Below are 15,516 nucleotides of genomic sequence, written 5' to 3' on the forward strand. Positions count from 1 at the left end.
CCGGGCCGGTCGGTCGGCGGCCGGGTCGGGCCGGTCAGCAGCCGCCCTTGAGGGCGCTCTCCGGCAGGTAGCGGTCGGCCCAGCGGGCCAGTTCGGTGAGGGCCGGCTTCAGGGCGACGCCGCCCTCGGTGAGCCGGTAGCTGACCCGCAGCGGGGGGCCGGGGTCGACCTCGCGGACCACCAGTCCGGCCTCGGTCAGCTCGGTCAGCCGGTCGGAGAGCATCCGCTCGCTGATGCCCGGGACGGCGCGGCGCAGCTCGGAGAAGTAGGCCGGACCGCCGTTGTTGAGCACGCCCAGCAGCATGCCGGTCCAGCGCTTGCCGAGCAGGGTGAAGACCCGGTTGAGAGCCAGGTCGACGTTGACGCAGGCGCCGTGGCCGGGGTCGGTGGTGCACGCGTCGACGGCGGTGGGGGCTGCGTCGGTGACTGCTTCGTGCTCGGCCATGCAACCAGCGTACTCGACGCTAGTGACTGAAGAAAAGTAAGCTGCTACGGTAGTTTCAGCTGCGGCGGAAAGAGCAGCTGCTTATTTCTCTGGAGGTCCTCCATGCCCACGCTCCTGCACATCGACTCCTCGGCGCTCGCCGACGGTTCCGTCTCCCGCGAGGTCACGGCCGCCTTCCTGGCCGCCTGGCAGGCCGAGCACCCCGACGGCACGGTGATCCGCCGGGACCTCGCCGCCGAGCCGGTCCCGCACCTGGACGCCCACGGCATCGCCGCCGGCTTCACCCCGGCCGAGGCCCGCACCGCCGAGCAGAGCGACGCCTTCGCGCTGCGCGAGCAGCTGATGGTCGAGCTGGAGTCCGCCGACGCCGTGCTGATCGGCACCCCGATGTACAACTTCACGATCCCGTCGACCCTCAAGGCCTGGCTCGACCACGTGATCCTGATGGGCCGCACCGCCGGCGAGGAGCCCTCCGCCAAGGGCACCCCGGTCACCGTGGTCGCCTCCCGCGGTGGCTCGTACGCGCCCGGCGCCCCGCGCGAGCCGTACGAGTTCGTCACCACCTACCTGGAGAAGGTGCTGACCGGAATGCTCGGGCTGGAGGTCGACTTCATCGTGCCGGAGTTCACCCTCGCGGCGAGCGTCCCGGCGATGGCCGACTTCATCCCGGCGGCCGCCGAGTCCAAGGCCCGGGCCCTGGAGCAGGCCGTTCGGCGGGCCAAGGAGCTCGCGGGCCGCGCCGCGGTGTGACGTGCGTCCGAAGGCGCGCCCGCCGGGCGCGCCTTCCGCACGATCGGCTGCCGGCACTTCCATGCTGTAGGGCGCAGGAAGTCCGACCGCCGACCAGAGGGAGCATCCCGTGACGTCGTCCCCGCCCGAGGAGAACGCCGGCGCGGAAGGGGTGGACGCCGAGCCCGTCGCGGCCGCCGCCGACGACACCGGCGACGCGGAGCGGACCGAGCAGACGGCCCGGCCGCTCGAGGTCGCCGTCTTCACCGGGCCCGAGTCGGCCTTCTTCACCACCTCCACGCTGATCCTCGGGGAGCGGACCGCGATCCTGGTGGACGCCCAGCTCACCCGCAGCGCCGGGCGCGAACTGGCCGAGTGGGTCGCGGGCAAGGGCCGTCGGCTGCTCGCCATCGTGGTCACCCACCAGCACCCCGACCACTACTTCGGCGCCGAGGAGGTGCTGAAGCTCTTCCCGGACGCCCAGCTGCTGGCCGCACCGGCGGTGGTCGAGGGCATCCGGCGCACCGTCGCGGCCAAGGTCGCCCAGTGGAAGCCGGTCTACGGCGACGACATCCCGGACCACCCGCTGATCCCCTCCCCGCTGCTGCCGCAGCCGCTGATGCTCGACCGCCAGGTCATCCCGGTGCTGCTGCTCGGCCAGGCCGACTGCGGGGAGTCCACGGTCGTCCACGTGCCCAGCATCCGGACCGTGATCGCCGGGGACTTCGCCGGCAACGGCACCCACCTGTGGACCGCCGACACCACCCCGGCCCAGCGCACCACCTGGGGCCACAACCTCGGCCGGATCGCCGACCTCGGCGTCGACCGGGTCATCGCCGGGCACCGCGCCCCCGAACAGGGCGACGACGCCGCCCGGGTGCTCGCCTTCACCGGGGAGTACCTGCGGGACTTCGACCGGCTGCTCGCCGAGCACCCGGACGACCCGGAGGCACTGATCACGGCGATGAACGAGCGGTACGGGGAACTGACCCTGCCGTCCTTCCTGCACCTGGGCGCGGCCGCGAACACCGCCCCGGCCGCCTCCGCGGAGCCCGGAGCGGACCGGGAGGGCGGAGAGGACGGCGCCGCCGGGTAGGGCGGGATACTGGCCTCATGGCGACGCCGTACGACGTGATCGTTCCGGCGGGCGGCGCGGCCCGGAGGCTCGGCGGGGCCGACAAACCCGGCCTGACCGTGGGGGAGACCACCCTGCTGGACCGGGTGCTCGCCGCGTGCGCGGGCGCCCGGACCACCGTCGTGGTCGGCCCGGCGCGGCCGACCGTGCGCGAGGGCGTCCGCTGGACCAGGGAGCGGCCGCCCGGCGGCGGGCCGGTCGCCGCCGTCGCGGCGGGACTCGAGCTGGTCACCGCGGACACCGTGCTGCTGCTCGCCGCCGACCTGCCCTTCCTCGACCGGCGGACGGTGGAGCGGCTGGCGTCCGCCCTCGACGGGACCGGGGCCCACGCGGACGCCGCCGTACTGGTCGACGCCGGCGGGCGCGACCAGCCGCTCACCGCCGCCTACCGCACCACCGCGTTGCGCGCCGCGCTGGCCGCGCTCGGCGACCCGGCCGGGCAGCCGCTGCGCCGTCTCGTCGGCGGGCTGAACCGGCTGCGGGTGGCCGACACGGACAACGTCGCGTACGACTGCGACACCTGGGAGGACCTGGAGCAGGCGAGGGAGCGGGAGCGGCCCTGAGCGCCGGTCGGAGGTGACGGGTGCGCGGTCGCTCGGGGTGGGAGCGCGGGAGATCGCGGCCGTCGTGGGTGGGGCCGGGGGCGCCCGGCGGTTCCGGCGCGCTCGGCGGTCCGGGCCGGGCGGCGGAGGGTGCCGGTGACCAGGCGTCGGGGCGGGGATCTCACCGGGCCCGCCCCCGGGCCGTGAGGGAGACGACGCGCGCCGCACACGGGGTGAACACTCCGGGGAAACCGCTGATCGGGCAGCATGGGCGCATGGAGCGCACGCTGGAAGACTGGATCGCCGAGGTCAAGGCCGACCTGGGCATCGACCTGGACGTGGACGTCCGGGGACTGCTCGACATGGCCCGGGTGGTCGCGCACGGAGTGGCCCGGCCGGCCGCGCCGCTGACGGCCTTCCTGATCGGCTACGCGGCCGCCCAGCAGGGCGGCGGGGCGGAGGCCGTCGCCGAGGCGGCCCGGCGGACCACGGCGCTCGCCGAGGGGTGGAAGCCGGTCGACGGCCCGGAGGGGCCGTGAGCGCGGTCGGACAGACCAGCGCGGCCGCCTCGTCCACCGGTCCCGGCGTGCTGAGCTGGTCGCGCGCCCGGGAGACCGCGCGCGGCGCCGGCCTTCGCCCGCTGCCGGTGGTCGGGCTGCCGCTGGCCGAGGCGCTCGGGCACGTCCTCGCCGAACCGCTCGGCGCGCTGACCGACCTGCCCGCCTTCGACACCTCCGCGATGGACGGCTGGGCGGTGGCCGGGCCCGGGCCGTGGCGGGTCGCCGGGCGGGTGCTGGCCGGTCGCACCGAGGTGCCGCCATTGGCCGACGGCAGCGCCGTCGAGATCGCCACCGGCGCCCAACTGCCGCCCGGCGCCACCGCCGTACTGCGCCGCGAGCACGGCCGGGCGGAGGGCACGCTGCTGCGCGACCGCGGTCCGCAGCAGCTGACCACCGGCCAGGACGTCCGCCCGCGCGGCCAGGAGTGCCGCCGCGGCGAGGAGTTGCTGCCCGCCGGGACGGTGGTCGGGCCGGCGGTGCTCGGCCTGGCCGCCGCCTGCGGTCACGACCGGCTCGCCGTGCGCCGCCGTCCGGTGGTCCAACTGCTGGTGCTGGGCGACGAGTTGCTCGACCGCGGGATCCCCGGCCCGGGGCTGGTGCGGGACGCGCTCGGCCCGCTGCTGCCGCCCTGGCTGCGGGCGGTCGGCGCCGAGGTGGCCGAAGTCCGGTGCGTCCGGGACGACTTCGGGCTGCTGCGGGACGCCCTGCGGCACTCGACCGCCGACGTCGTGATCACCACCGGAGGCACGGCCGCCGGCCCGGTGGACTTCCTGCACCGGGCGCTCGCCGAGGTCGGCGCCAGACTGCTGGTCGACGGCGTGGCCGTCCGGCCCGGCCACCCCATGCTGCTGGCCGAACTCCCCGGCGGACGCCACCTGGTGGGCCTGCCGGGCAACCCGCTGGCCGCCGCCGCCGGGATGGTCACGCTCGCCCTGCCGCTGCTGCACGCCCGCGGCGGGCGGGCCGCCGTCGGCCCCGCGCTCGCCCCGGCGGCCGTCGTGTTGCCCGGACATCCGGTGGACACCCGGCTGCAGCCGGTGCGGCGCACCGCCGAGGGCGTCGTGCCGCTCGCCTTCGACGGGCCCGCGATGCTGCGCGGCCTCGCCCGGGCCGAGGCGTTGGCCGTGATCCCGCCCGGCGGCGCGGCAGCGGGGGAGGCCGTCGAGCTGGTGGAGGCGCCGTGAGCGCGCGCCGGGGGCACCCCCGGCCGAAGGCCGGGCACGGTCCGCGGGAGTGCGAGGACGGCCTCCGGTTCGTCGTAGTCGGGCACCCGCCGGCCGCGCACCACCGCGACCGGCCGTGCTGCGGCTCACCGACCGGGTGATCGTCAGCAAGTCCACCGACCGGGGCGAGGCCTGACTCACGAACTGCCGTGAGGCGCAGTAGGTTCGGGGCATGCATGCGATGACGATTCCCGTACCCGGCGGCCCCGAGGCACTGGTGTGGGCCGAGGTGCCCGACCCGGTGCCCGGCGAGGGCGAGGTCCTGGTCGAGGTGGCGGCCACCGCCGTCAACCGTGCCGATCTGCTCCAGCGGCAGGGCTCCTACAACCCGCCGCCCGGCGCCTCGCCCTACCCGGGGCTGGAGTGCGCCGGGCGGATCGTCGCGCTCGGGCCGGGCGTGGCCGGCTGGGCGGTCGGCGACGAGGTGTGCGCCCTGCTGGCCGGCGGCGGCTACGCGCAGCGGGTCGCGGTGCCGAGCGGGCAGCTGCTGCCGCTGCCGAAGGGGATGGGCCCGGAGCAGGCCGCGGCGCTGCCGGAGGTGGCCTCCACGGTGTGGTCCAACGTCTTCCTCACCGCCCACCTGCGGCCGGGCGAGACGGTGCTGCTGCACGGCGGCGCGAGCGGGATCGGGACGATGGGGATCCAGCTGGCCAAGGCGGTCGGCGCGCGGGTCGCGGTGACGGCGGGCAGCGCGGAGAAGCTGGCCCGGTGCACCGAGCTGGGCGCGGACATCGCGATCAACTACCGCGAGCAGGACTTCGTCGAGGCGCTCCGGGAGGCCACCGACGGGGCCGGCGCGGACGTGATCCTGGACATCATGGGCGCCAGGTACCTGCAGCGGAACGTGGACGCGCTGGCGGTCAACGGGCGGCTGGTGATCATCGGGCTGCAGGGCGGGGTGAAGGGCGAGCTCGACCTCAACGCGCTGCTGCGCAAGCGGGCCGCGGTGATCGCCACCAACCTGCGCGGTCGGCCACTGGCGGAGAAGGCGGCGATCGTGGCGGCGGTGCGGGAGCACGTGTGGCCGCTGGTCGAGTCCGGGGTGGTGAAGCCGGTGGTGGACCGGGTGCTGCCGCTGACCGCCGCCGCCGAGGCGCACCGGGTGCTGGAGGCGGGGGAGCAGGTCGGGAAGGTCGTGCTGACGGCCTGAGCGGCGCCGCGCAGGGGCTCGAAATGCCGTGATTGTCGGATTGTGTGAGGCTGGTCCGGAGCTGTCCCGCCGCCGACCCCGCCCCCGGGCGCGGTCGGCCGTCGGAAGGACTCGACCGTGGCCGCATCTCCGCACGACGTCCTCGGGCCCCTGCCCGCCGCGCCGCACCACCGTCGTAGCCGCCGTTCCCAGCGGCTGCTCGCGGCGGCCGTGCTGGGACTGACGCTCCCGCTCGCCGCCGCGACCGCGGCGCCGGCGGACCCGTCGCCGGCTGACCCGTCGCCGAGCGCCTCGGCGCCGGCGGCGGACTCCCCGGCTCCCGGTTCCGACGAGCGGACCTCCCAGCCCGAGGCCATCGCCCCGTCGCCCAACGCGGCGCCGCCGCGGCGCTCCGTGCCCAACCGGCTGCGCCCGGACCTCACCGAACTGTGGACGCACCACCACCACCACCGCCGCCCGGCCTCGGCGCCGGAGCGCCCGGACACGGCCGTGCGCCGGGTGCCGGACCAGTGGCCCGGTCGGGCGCCCGACCAGGCCCCCGACCAGGCACCCGACCAAGCGCCAGACCAGGCCCAGGACCAGGCCGTCGAGCAGCCGCCCGAGCAGGCCCAGGACCAGGCCGTCGAGCAGCCGCCCGAGCAGGCCCAGGACCAGGGTGTCCCGGCCGACCAGCCGGACCCGGGCGCGGACTCGGACTCGGACTCGGGCGCGCCGGACGCATCGGCTCCCGCCGCCGTCCAGGGCACCGGCACCGTCACGACGGCCTCCGGCCAACCCGTGGCAGTTGCGGCCGTCCCGGCCGTCCTGCCCGCCCGCTGGCAGGACCCGTCCACCCTCCAGCTGCCGCTGGGCGTGGGTCTGGGTCTGATCGGCTGCGGCCTGGGTCTGATCGGCCTGCGGCTGCGGAAGGGCTGAGCCCCGGCGACGGGCGCACCCGGTGGCGCGCGCTGTGGAGATCCGGTGGGAGTTCCGGGGCGGGGCGAGCCGGGTTCGGCGTGGGTTCTGCGATGCCGTGCGCGCGGCGCGGCGTCGGCCAGACGGTCGGGGCGGCCCGGGAACTGAGTACCCGTACGGATTCCCGGGCGGGCCGCGGAGGCGTACCGTCGTCCCGGGTGGCGCAGGCCGGCGGGACGAACGGGGGCTTCCGCCCGACCAACCCCAGTGAGAGAGAATGTTGTTCATGACGAATCCGATGAACGAGCGCTCGTCGCAGGAGCCCTTCCGGGCCGCCGGCGGGCAGTCGCAGGACGGCCAGAAGGTGCTGATCGTCGGACCGGACGGGCTGCCCGTGGGCCAGGGGTTCGCCGGGGCAACGATGGAGGGGGACGACGAGGCGGACGTGCCCCGCGAGCTCCCGGTGACCGAGATGGTCGAGCAGCCCGCCAAGGTCATGCGCATCGGCAGCATGATCAAGCAGCTGCTGGAGGAGGTGCGGGCGGCGCCCCTCGACGAGGCCAGCCGGGCCCGGCTGAAGGACATCCACGCCAGTTCGATCAAGGAGCTGGAGCTCGGGCTGGCCCCGGAGCTGGTCGCCGAGCTGGAGCGGCTCTCGCTGCCGTTCACCGAGGACAGCATCCCGACCGAGGCCGAGCTGCGGATCGCCCAGGCCCAGCTGGTGGGTTGGCTGGAGGGCCTGTTCCACGGCATCCAGACCGCCCTGTTCGCCCAGCAGATGGCCGCGCGGGCGCAGCTGGAACAGATGCGGCGCGCGCTGCCGCCCGGTTTGCACGGCGGCGAGCCGGACGAGGAGGAGCCGGGCCAGGGCCGGGGCATCCGGTCCGGCCCGTACCTGTAAGCCGCCCGGCCCTGTAGGCCCCCGGCCCGCCACCGGGGCCGGACGTACCACGACGATCCGCCCCGGACCGCACCGCCGCAGGACGGCGCCGACGGTCCGGGGCCAGGATCGGCCCTGGACCGATCACCGTCGGCGGAAGCCGATACCCTGACCCCTGTCGCTGGCCGGTCGACCCGCCGCGACAGGGGATCGCCGGGCCAGCGGGCCGGGCCCACCACGTACGGACGAGACCGACGTCACGGTCGCGGCAGCACCACCGCGCCGAGGGGGAGCAGAGGACCATGAGCGAGCACGGCAACGCGGTCGAGGGCTTCTCCCTGGGCAACGGCCGCTATGTGCTGCAGCGGCTGCTGGGCGAGGGCGGCATGGCCTCCGTGCACCTCGCGTACGACAGCGTGCTGGACCGGCAGGTCGCGCTGAAGAGCATGCACAGCGAGCTGGGCCGGGACGACTCGTTCAAGGAGCGGTTCCGCCGCGAGGCCCAGGCCGTGGCCCGGCTGGAGCACCCGAACATCGTCACGGTGTACGACAGCGGCGAGGACATCGCCCCGGACGGCTCCAGCACGCCGTACATCGTCATGCAGCTGATCGACGGCAAGGGCCTGCGCGAGACGATCAACGAGGCGGTCGCCCAGCACGGGGCGGTGCCGACCGAGGACGCCCTGAAGGTCACCGTCGGCGTGCTGAACGCACTGGAGGCCTCGCACGACATGGGCCTGGTGCACCGCGACATCAAGCCCGGCAACGTCATGTTCGACCGCAAGGGCAACGTCAAGGTCATGGACTTCGGCATCGCCCGGGCGCTGGAATCCGGCGTCACCTCGATGACCCAGACCGGCATGGTGGTCGGCACCCCGCAGTACCTCTCGCCCGAGCAGGCGCTCGGCAAGCCGGTGGACGCCCGCTCCGACCTGTACTCGGTCGGCGTGATGCTCTTCGAGATGCTCACCGGCCAGCTGGTCTTCGACGGCGACTCGGCCTTCTCGATCGCCTACAAGCACGTCCAGGAGGAGCCGCCGGCGCCCTCGAGCCTCAACCGCTCGGTCACCCCGGCCGTGGACGCCTACGTGGCGCAGGCGCTGCGCAAGGACCCGGCGCACCGCTTCCAGAGCGCGGCCGCGATGCGGGACGAGGCGGAGCGGCTGATCGCGGAGCTGAAGGGTGGCGGCGGGCACGCGCTGCAGGCCAGCTCCCCGCTGGTGATCAGGGAGGGGCCGCTCTCGGCGCACGCCGCGCCGCAGACCCCGCATCCGTTCCAGGCGCAGCAGCCGCAGTACCAGACCCCGCCGCCCGCCTACCAGACGCCGCACCCGCAGACTCCGCACCCGTTCCCGCAGCAGCCGCAGTACCAGACCCCGCCGCCCGCCTACCAGACCCCGCGTCCGCAGGCCCCGCACACGCCGCAGCCGCAGTTCCTCCAGCAAGGGGGGCAGCGGCCGCCGATGCACACCCCGCGCCCGCAGCCGATGCCGCCGTACCAGCAGCCGAAGCCCAACAGCGGCGGCTGCTCCACGGCCTTCGTGGTGATCGCGATCATCGTGGGCGTGCTGGTGCTGGCGGGCATCATCATCGCGATCGTGGTCAACAAGGCGAAGGACTCCACCAGCAGCACCAAGTTCCACTCCGAGCGGCCGGCCGCGGTCGTGGTGGTGGACCCGCAGGCCGACCGGAACGGTCCGCTCTGACGGTTTCCCGCCGCTCCGCGCGTGTCACGCCTGCGCGCCGGAAGCGGTAGCGTTCGGGGATACGTAAGCGACAGGGCACCGCGATCCGAGCGAACGCCCGGGGCGAGGAGCGATGGCACAGACGCAGCAGCCGGACGACGAGGCGGGTGCCCGAGCGGTCGGACGGACCGGCGGCACGCCGAGGATCCCCGAGCCGGGCAGCGAAGCCGCGACCTCCGCGCTGCCGCCGTTCGGCGGGGCCGGCGGACCGCACACGCCGGGCCGCGGGGTGCCGCTGGGCACGGTCGGTGACGGCCGCTACCGGCTGACCCACCGGCTCGGCCGCGGCGGCATGGCCGAGGTCTTCGCCGCCGAGGACGTGCGGCTGGGCCGCACCGTCGCGGTCAAGCTGCTGCGCGGCGAACTGGCGCAGGACGACGTCGCCCGGCTGCGCTTCACGCGCGAGGCGCACGCCGTCGCGGCGCTGAACCACCACGCGATCGTCGCGGTCTACGACACCGGCGAGGAGTACGTCGGGGACGAGTCCACGCCGTACATCGTGATGGAGCTGGTCGAGGGCCGGACCGTCCGCGAGCTGCTGGTGGACGAGGAGGCGCCGCCGGTCGACCAGGCGCTGATCATCATCGCCGGGGTGCTGGAGGCGCTGGCCTACAGCCACCGGAACGGCATCGTGCACCGCGACATCAAGCCCGCCAACGTGAGCATCACCACCACCGGCGCGGTCAAGGTGATGGACTTCGGCATCGCCCGGGCGCTGACCGGCGGGGCCACCACGATGACCCAGACCGGCATGGTCATGGGCACCCCGCAGTACCTGTCGCCCGAGCAGGCGCTCGGCAAGCCGGTCGACCACCGCTCCGACCTGTACGCGGCCGGCTGCATGCTCTACGAGCTGCTCACGCTGCGCCCGCCGTTCACCGGCGACACCCCGCTCTCGGTGGTCTACCAGCACGTCCAGGACCCGCCGGTGCCGCCCTCGCAGGTCAACAGCCGGGTGCCGGTCGGCCTGGACCCGCTGGTGCTGCGCTCGCTCGCCAAGAACCCGGACGACCGCTTCCAGGACGCCGACGAGTTCCGCGCCCACCTGCAGCACGCGCTGCGCGAGATGCACGGCGCGGCCGGCGCCGGCTGGGTCGGCGCCGGGACCGGGATGCCCGGCGACACCGGGGCCACCCAGGTGCTCCGGCCGGACCAGACGGCGGCCACCCAGGCCTTCGGCGCGGTCGTCGGCGCCGGTGACCAGACCTCGGTGCTGCCGTACTCGGCGGGCGGCCAGCACAGCCCCTCGCCCTACCAGGGGCCCGGCGGCGGTTACGGCGGTGGCGGCGAGGACGACCACAGCGGGGACGGCGGCCGGCGGCGCGGGCCGTGGGGCTGGGTGGCCGGCGGGATCGCCGTGCTGGTCGCGGCCGGGGCCGGGATCGCCTTCGCGCTCAGCGACGGTGGCGGCACCACGAACCGCATCACGCCCCCGACGCCCGCCCCGGTGGTCAGCAGCACCGAGACGACCACGCCGACCCAGAACAACGGGCAGCTGACCCAGCCGCCGTCCTCGGCAGCCGGTAGTCGGCGGCCGCCGCAGCCGACCGACAACGGGTCGTACGGGTGGAGCGGGGGCGGTGGCGGCAACAACGTGTCGCCGTCGCCGAGTCCGGGCCGGGGGCACACCGCCAGCCCGACGCCGACGCCGACCGCCACCCACACCGCGACGGCGACCGGCGAGGCGAGCTCGTCGCCGTCCGCACCGGCGGGCGACGGCGGCAGCTCGTCCACCCCGAAGCCGGCGACACCCTCGAAGCCGGCCGGTGGCGGCGGGGGCGTGGGCGGGGCGACGCTGCCCGCCAGCGGCTGACCGGTCAGTTGGCGAAGGCGTCCAGGACCTGCTCGTACTCCTGGCACCACCACGCCAACTGGCCCGCCGAGGCGGGGTAGAGCGGGTCGGCCCGGTGGTCGGCCCGCTGGTAGCGCCACTGCAGCATCCAGAAGTCGTTCAGCCGCTCCCACCAGACCCGGTGGACGGCCGCGGCCAGGTGCTCGGCGGTGGCGGCACCGGAGGCCCGGTAGGCCTGTGAGTAGCGGCGGACCCGGACCAGGTCGAGGGTGCCGGTGGTCCGGTCGTTGAAGAGCAGGGTGGCGGCGCGCACGGCCTCCTCGGCGCGCGGCTGCGGGCCGAGCTTGTCCCAGTCGAGCACCGCGGCGACCCGTTCGCCGTCCGGGCCCCCTGCGTACAGCAGGTTGAGGCCGTGGAAGTCGCCGTGGGTCCAGCCGGTGGGCGGGGCGGCGAGCGGGTCGGGGCGGCGGTGGGCGTGTTCGGCGAGCAGTTCCAGCCGTTCCTCGAGCCGCTGTTCGACCAGGGCGTCCAGCTCGCCGTACGGGCGGTGCTCGCGGGCGCGGCGCCGCAGGTCGCGGGCGAGTTCGGCGCTGTCGAGGGGGTCGGCGCTGCGGTAGCCGGCAGGCTGTTCGAGGGGGGCGCAGACGTCGTCGAGCGCGCCGTGCAGCCGGCCGAGCAGCGCGCCGAGGGCGTCGCACCGCGACGGTCCGAGCTCCGTACCGTGTCGGTGTCGGCCATCGACCCAGGGGAACAGCGCGAACAGCCGGCCGTCCCGGCCGGCCACCGTCCCGCCGCCGTCGGCGCAGCTCAGCGGGGGTGCCACGGGCAGTCCCAGGGCGTCCAGGTCGGTCATGGCGCGGTGGTGGGCGAGGATCTTCGGGCGGTTGGCGGTGGCGGCGTCGACGTAGCACTTCAGGAAGTACGCACCGGCCTCGGTGGTGACCCGGTAGCCCCGGTTGAGCAGGCCTTCGGCGACCGGTTCGGCGGTCAGCAGCCCTCCCACCCGGAAGCGGGCCAGGACCTCGGTGAGTGCGCTGCGCGGGACGGGTGGACTGAGGGTCCCCATCGGCGGGGCGGAGAGGTCGGGGCGGGCCGGGGCGCAGGCGAGGGTCTGGCTGAAAGTCACGTGCAGAGGTTATGGCCCCTTGGTGGGGGCCCTTGACAAACCGTCAGGGATGTGAAAAGGGCCCGGTCAGTACTGGTGGTCGGCCTGGTGCCGCGCCACGTACGCCGCCGCCTGGGTGCGCCGCTCCATGCCCATCTTGGCGAGCAGACTGGAGACGTAGTTCTTCACCGTCTTCTCGGCCAGGTGCAACTCGTTGCCGATCTGACGGTTGGTCATCCCCTCGCCGATCAGGTCGAGGATCCGGCGCTCCTGCTTGGTGAGCTGGGCCAGCCGTTCGTCCTCCTTCTCGCCGCCGTCGCGCAGCCGGGCGAGCACCCGGCTGGTGGCGACCGGGTCGAGCAGCGAGCGGCCGGCCGCGACGTCCCGGACGGCGGCGATCAGGTCGGTGCCGCGGATCGCCTTCAGGACGTAGCCGGAGGCGCCCGCCATGATCGAGTCGAACAGCGCTTCGTCGTCCGAGAACGAGGTCAGCATCAGGCACTTGATCTCGGGCAGCCGGGAGCGGATCTCCCGGCAGACCTCGACCCCGTTGCCGTCCGGCAGCCGGACGTCGAGCACCGCGACGTCGGGGTGGACCGCGGGGATCCGGGTGAGCGCCTCGGCGGCCGTGCCGGCCTCGCCGACGATCTCGATGTCGTCCTCGACCGAGAGCAGATCGTGCACGCCCCGTCGGACGACCTCGTGATCGTCGAGCAGGAACACCCTGATTTGTCCGTTATCAGTCACGCCCAAAGCCTCCCATATCACCGCACACGAGGCCTATCGTTCGCAGCGGCGTGAAGGCGTGATCCGGCCACGGTCGCCGAAACCGATACCGAGAACCCCCTTACGTACGGGCTTCCGCCCGGATAACGTGCGCTGGTGTCCTGAAGGCGCTCGAATTGAGAGCTGCGTCACGCCGACCGTCACCCCCACCCTTCCGACGGCGAGCCGTACGCGGCACCCTCGGGGTTGTAGGCCCTGAACAAGTAGGACGTCCTAGCGCAAGCGCGCCAAGGGCGGACGCTGGGTAACGTTCTCGTGAGGGACGCCGTCGGAACAGGATCACCACCTGCCACGCAGTAGGTGCGCACACCCACGCGCGCCCCGCGAGGCGGTGACCGGACCGGTCACCGGCGACCCCGGGCGGCCGGACAGACCGAGGAGTGAACGTGACCGTCAAAAGCACGGCGAGGGCTCGCAAGAAGGCGGCCCCCGCTGTCCCTGACACCCTCCGCGCCACGGGGACGGACGCCCAGCCGGAGCTCGTACAGCTGCTCACGCCGGAAGGCGAGCGGGTCGAGCACCCGGACTACCCCCTCACCACCACGCCGGAGGAACTGCGCTCCCTCTACCGCGACCTGGTGCTGGTACGCCGGTTCGACGGCGAGGCGACCGCCCTCCAGCGCCAGGGCGAGCTGGGCCTGTGGGCCTCGCTGCTCGGCCAGGAGGCCGCCCAGGTCGGCTCCGGCCGGGCCATGCGCACCGGTGACTACGCCTTCCCGACCTACCGCGAGCACGGCGTGGCCTGGTGCCGCGACGTCGACCCGCTGAACCTGCTCGGCATGTTCCGCGGCGTGAACCACGGCGGCTGGGACCCGAACGAGAAGAACTTCCACCTCTACACCATCGTGATCGGCGCGCAGACCCTGCACGCCACCGGCTACGCGATGGGCATCACCAAGGACGGCGCCGACGACGCGGTGATCGCGTACTTCGGCGACGGCGCCTCCAGCCAGGGCGACGTCAACGAGGCCTTCACCTTCGCCTCGGTCTACAACGCCCCGGTGGTGTTCTTCTGCCAGAACAACCAGTGGGCGATCTCCGAGCCCACCACCACCCAGACCAAGATCCCGCTGTACCGCCGTGCCTCCGGCTTCGGCTTCCCGGGCGTCCGGGTCGACGGCAACGACGTGCTGGCCTGCCTCGCGGTCACCCGCTGGGCGCTCGACCACGCCCGCAGCGGCAACGGCCCGGTGCTGATCGAGGCCTTCACCTACCGGATGGGCGCGCACACCACCTCCGACGACCCGACCCGCTACCGGCTCGCCGAGGAGACCGAGGCCTGGAAGGCCAAGGACCCGATCCTGCGGCTGCGCACCCTCCTGGAGAAGGAGGGCCTGGCGGACGAGGAGTTCTTCGCCGCCGTCGACGCCGAGAGCGAGCAGCTGGGGCTGCGGGTGCGCGAGGGCGTGCGCAGCATGCCGGACCCGGACCCGACGCTGATCTTCGACCACGTGTACAGCGAGCCGCACGCGCTGGTCGATGAGGAACGGGCCGAGTACGTCGAGTACGCGGCCTCCTTCGAGGCGGGGGAGAACCACTGATGGCCGGTCAGCTGAGCATCGCCAAGGCGCTCAACGAGGCGCTGCGCAAGTCGCTCGAGAACGACCCGAAGACCCTCCTGATGGGCGAGGACATCGGCAAGCTCGGCGGCGTCTTCCGGATCACCGACGGCCTGCAGAAGGACTTCGGCGAGGACCGGGTGATCGACAGCCCGCTGGCCGAGTCCGGCATCATGGGCACCGCGATCGGCCTCGCACTGCGCGGCTACCGCCCGGTGGTGGAGATCCAGTTCGACGGTTTCGTCTACCCGGCCTTCGACCAGATCGTCTCCCAGCTGGCCAAGATGCACGCCCGTGCGCTGGGCCACGTCAAGATGCCGGTCACCGTGCGCATCCCCTACGCGGGTGGAATCGGCGCGGTCGAGCACCACAGCGAGTCGCACGAGGCGTACTTCGCGCACACCGCCGGTCTGCGGGTGGTCACCCCGTCCAACGCGCACGACGCGCACTGGATGCTGCGCCAGGCCATCGAGTCCGATGACCCGGTCATCTTCCTGGAGCCCAAGCGGCGTTACTGGGACAAGGGCGAGGTCGGCGCCGCCGCCGACCTGGGGCTGCACGACGCCCGGATCGTCCGCCCCGGCACCGACGCGACGCTGATCGCGTACGGCCCGATGGTCAAGGTCTGCCTGGAGGCCGCCGCGGCCGCCGAGGAGGACGGCCGCCGGCTGGAGGTCGTCGACCTGCGCTCGCTCTCCCCGGTGGACTTCACCACCCTGGAGGAGTCGGTCAAGCGCACCGGTCGGGCCGTCGTGGTGCACGAGGCGCCGGTCTTCCTGGGCATGGGCGCCGAGCTGGCCGCCCGGCTCACCGAGCGGTGCTTCTACCACCTGGAGGCACCGGTCCTGCGGGTCGGCGGCTACTACGCGCCGTACCCGCCGTCCCGGGTCGAGGAGGCCTTCCTCCCCGACCTGGACCGCGTGCTCGACGCCGTCGACCGCGCGCTCGCGTACTGATCCCGGGGAGCGTAG

Annotated in this window: 13 protein-coding genes and 2 pseudogenes; 12 read left to right on the forward strand and 3 right to left on the reverse strand. The window is 74.2% G+C overall.

The genetic code is table 11. The features are described 5' to 3' along the window. Positions 1–34: 34 nt before the first annotated feature. Entirely contained in the window at positions 35–445 is a 411-nt protein-coding gene (locus O1G21_RS19940; RefSeq protein WP_270145726.1) for a winged helix-turn-helix transcriptional regulator, read from the reverse strand. 102 nt (positions 446–547) lie between these two features. Here O1G21_RS19940 and O1G21_RS19945 point away from each other — a divergent pair, with 102 nt between their 5' ends. The 10 genes and pseudogenes from O1G21_RS19945 (at position 548) to O1G21_RS19990 (ending at position 11,116) form a co-directional block, all read left to right on the forward strand. Then, positions 548–1,195: an FMN-dependent NADH-azoreductase gene (locus O1G21_RS19945; protein ID WP_270145727.1), complete on the forward strand. Its 648-nt coding sequence runs from the start codon at positions 548–550 to the stop codon at positions 1,193–1,195. Between the two features lie 109 nt (positions 1,196–1,304). Then, entirely contained in the window at positions 1,305–2,270 is a 966-nt protein-coding gene (locus O1G21_RS19950; protein ID WP_270145728.1) for an MBL fold metallo-hydrolase, read from the forward strand. Positions 2,271–2,287: 17 nt separating this feature from the next. Then, positions 2,288–2,866 (forward strand): annotated as a pseudogene (gene mobA / locus O1G21_RS19955) (molybdenum cofactor guanylyltransferase); the annotation flags it as partial. Positions 2,867–3,108: 242 nt separating this feature from the next. Next, a pseudogene (locus tag O1G21_RS19960) lies at positions 3,109–3,390 on the forward strand (DUF6457 domain-containing protein); the annotation flags it as partial. Then, a complete protein-coding gene (locus O1G21_RS19965; protein ID WP_405000679.1) occupies positions 3,387–4,595 on the forward strand; it encodes a molybdopterin molybdotransferase MoeA in 1,209 nt (402 codons plus the stop codon). The pseudogene O1G21_RS19960 and the gene O1G21_RS19965, both read left to right, overlap by 4 nt. Before the next feature lie 211 nt (positions 4,596–4,806). Then, the gene (locus tag O1G21_RS19970; RefSeq protein ID WP_270145729.1) at positions 4,807–5,784 is read left to right on the forward strand and encodes an NAD(P)H-quinone oxidoreductase; all 978 of its coding nucleotides are present in this window, start codon (positions 4,807–4,809) and stop codon (positions 5,782–5,784) included. A gap of 117 nt (positions 5,785–5,901) precedes the next feature. Next, a complete protein-coding gene (locus O1G21_RS19975; RefSeq protein WP_270145730.1) occupies positions 5,902–6,699 on the forward strand; it encodes a hypothetical protein in 798 nt (265 codons plus the stop codon). A gap of 265 nt (positions 6,700–6,964) precedes the next feature. After that, entirely contained in the window at positions 6,965–7,579 is a 615-nt protein-coding gene (locus O1G21_RS19980; RefSeq protein ID WP_270145731.1) for a bacterial proteasome activator family protein, read from the forward strand. A 281-nt stretch (positions 7,580–7,860) separates the two neighbouring features. Continuing rightward, positions 7,861–9,264, forward strand: a complete 1,404-nt coding sequence (locus tag O1G21_RS19985; RefSeq protein WP_270145732.1) for a protein kinase domain-containing protein — start codon at positions 7,861–7,863, stop codon at positions 9,262–9,264. A 112-nt stretch (positions 9,265–9,376) separates the two neighbouring features. After that, positions 9,377–11,116: a protein kinase domain-containing protein gene (locus tag O1G21_RS19990; RefSeq protein ID WP_270145733.1), complete on the forward strand. Its 1,740-nt coding sequence runs from the start codon at positions 9,377–9,379 to the stop codon at positions 11,114–11,116. A 4-nt stretch (positions 11,117–11,120) separates the two neighbouring features. Here the strand turns inward: O1G21_RS19990 and O1G21_RS19995 are convergent, their stop codons facing one another. Both O1G21_RS19995 and O1G21_RS20000 read right to left on the reverse strand, forming a co-directional pair. After that, a complete protein-coding gene (locus O1G21_RS19995) occupies positions 11,121–12,221 on the reverse strand; it encodes a phosphotransferase enzyme family protein (RefSeq protein ID WP_270145734.1) in 1,101 nt (366 codons plus the stop codon). 66 nt (positions 12,222–12,287) lie between these two features. Further along, a complete protein-coding gene (locus tag O1G21_RS20000) occupies positions 12,288–12,947 on the reverse strand; it encodes a response regulator (protein WP_270145735.1) in 660 nt (219 codons plus the stop codon). A gap of 425 nt (positions 12,948–13,372) precedes the next feature. Between O1G21_RS20000 and pdhA the strand changes: the two genes are divergently transcribed. Both pdhA and O1G21_RS20010 read left to right on the forward strand, forming a co-directional pair. Then, complete coding sequence (gene pdhA / locus O1G21_RS20005) at positions 13,373–14,527, forward strand: pyruvate dehydrogenase (acetyl-transferring) E1 component subunit alpha (protein ID WP_405000680.1); 1,155 nt, start codon at positions 13,373–13,375, stop codon at positions 14,525–14,527. Further along, complete coding sequence (locus tag O1G21_RS20010; protein ID WP_405000681.1) at positions 14,527–15,501, forward strand: alpha-ketoacid dehydrogenase subunit beta; 975 nt, start codon at positions 14,527–14,529, stop codon at positions 15,499–15,501. The genes pdhA and O1G21_RS20010 overlap by 1 nt, the downstream gene beginning before the upstream one ends. Positions 15,502–15,516: the final 15 nt, after the last annotated feature.

This window comes from Kitasatospora cathayae (assembly GCF_027627435.1).
In the GTDB taxonomy this organism is placed as follows: domain Bacteria; phylum Actinomycetota; class Actinomycetes; order Streptomycetales; family Streptomycetaceae; genus Kitasatospora; species Kitasatospora cathayae.

Bases quoted from the DNA above. Each gene is read 5' to 3' on its own strand.
- O1G21_RS19985 (WP_270145732.1), top strand. From the start codon at position 7,861: ATGAGCGAGCACGGCAACGCGGTCGAGGGCTTCTCCCTGGGCAACGGC.
- O1G21_RS19970 (WP_270145729.1), top strand. From the start codon at position 4,807: ATGCATGCGATGACGATTCCCGTACCCGGCGGCCCCGAGGCACTGGTG.
- O1G21_RS19945 (WP_270145727.1), top strand. From the start codon at position 548: ATGCCCACGCTCCTGCACATCGACTCCTCGGCGCTCGCCGACGGTTCC.
- O1G21_RS19940 (WP_270145726.1), bottom strand. From the start codon at position 445: ATGGCCGAGCACGAAGCAGTCACCGACGCAGCCCCCACCGCCGTCGAC.
- O1G21_RS19980 (WP_270145731.1), top strand. From the start codon at position 6,965: ATGACGAATCCGATGAACGAGCGCTCGTCGCAGGAGCCCTTCCGGGCC.
- O1G21_RS20010 (WP_405000681.1), top strand. From the start codon at position 14,527: ATGGCCGGTCAGCTGAGCATCGCCAAGGCGCTCAACGAGGCGCTGCGC.
- O1G21_RS19990 (WP_270145733.1), top strand. From the start codon at position 9,377: ATGGCACAGACGCAGCAGCCGGACGACGAGGCGGGTGCCCGAGCGGTC.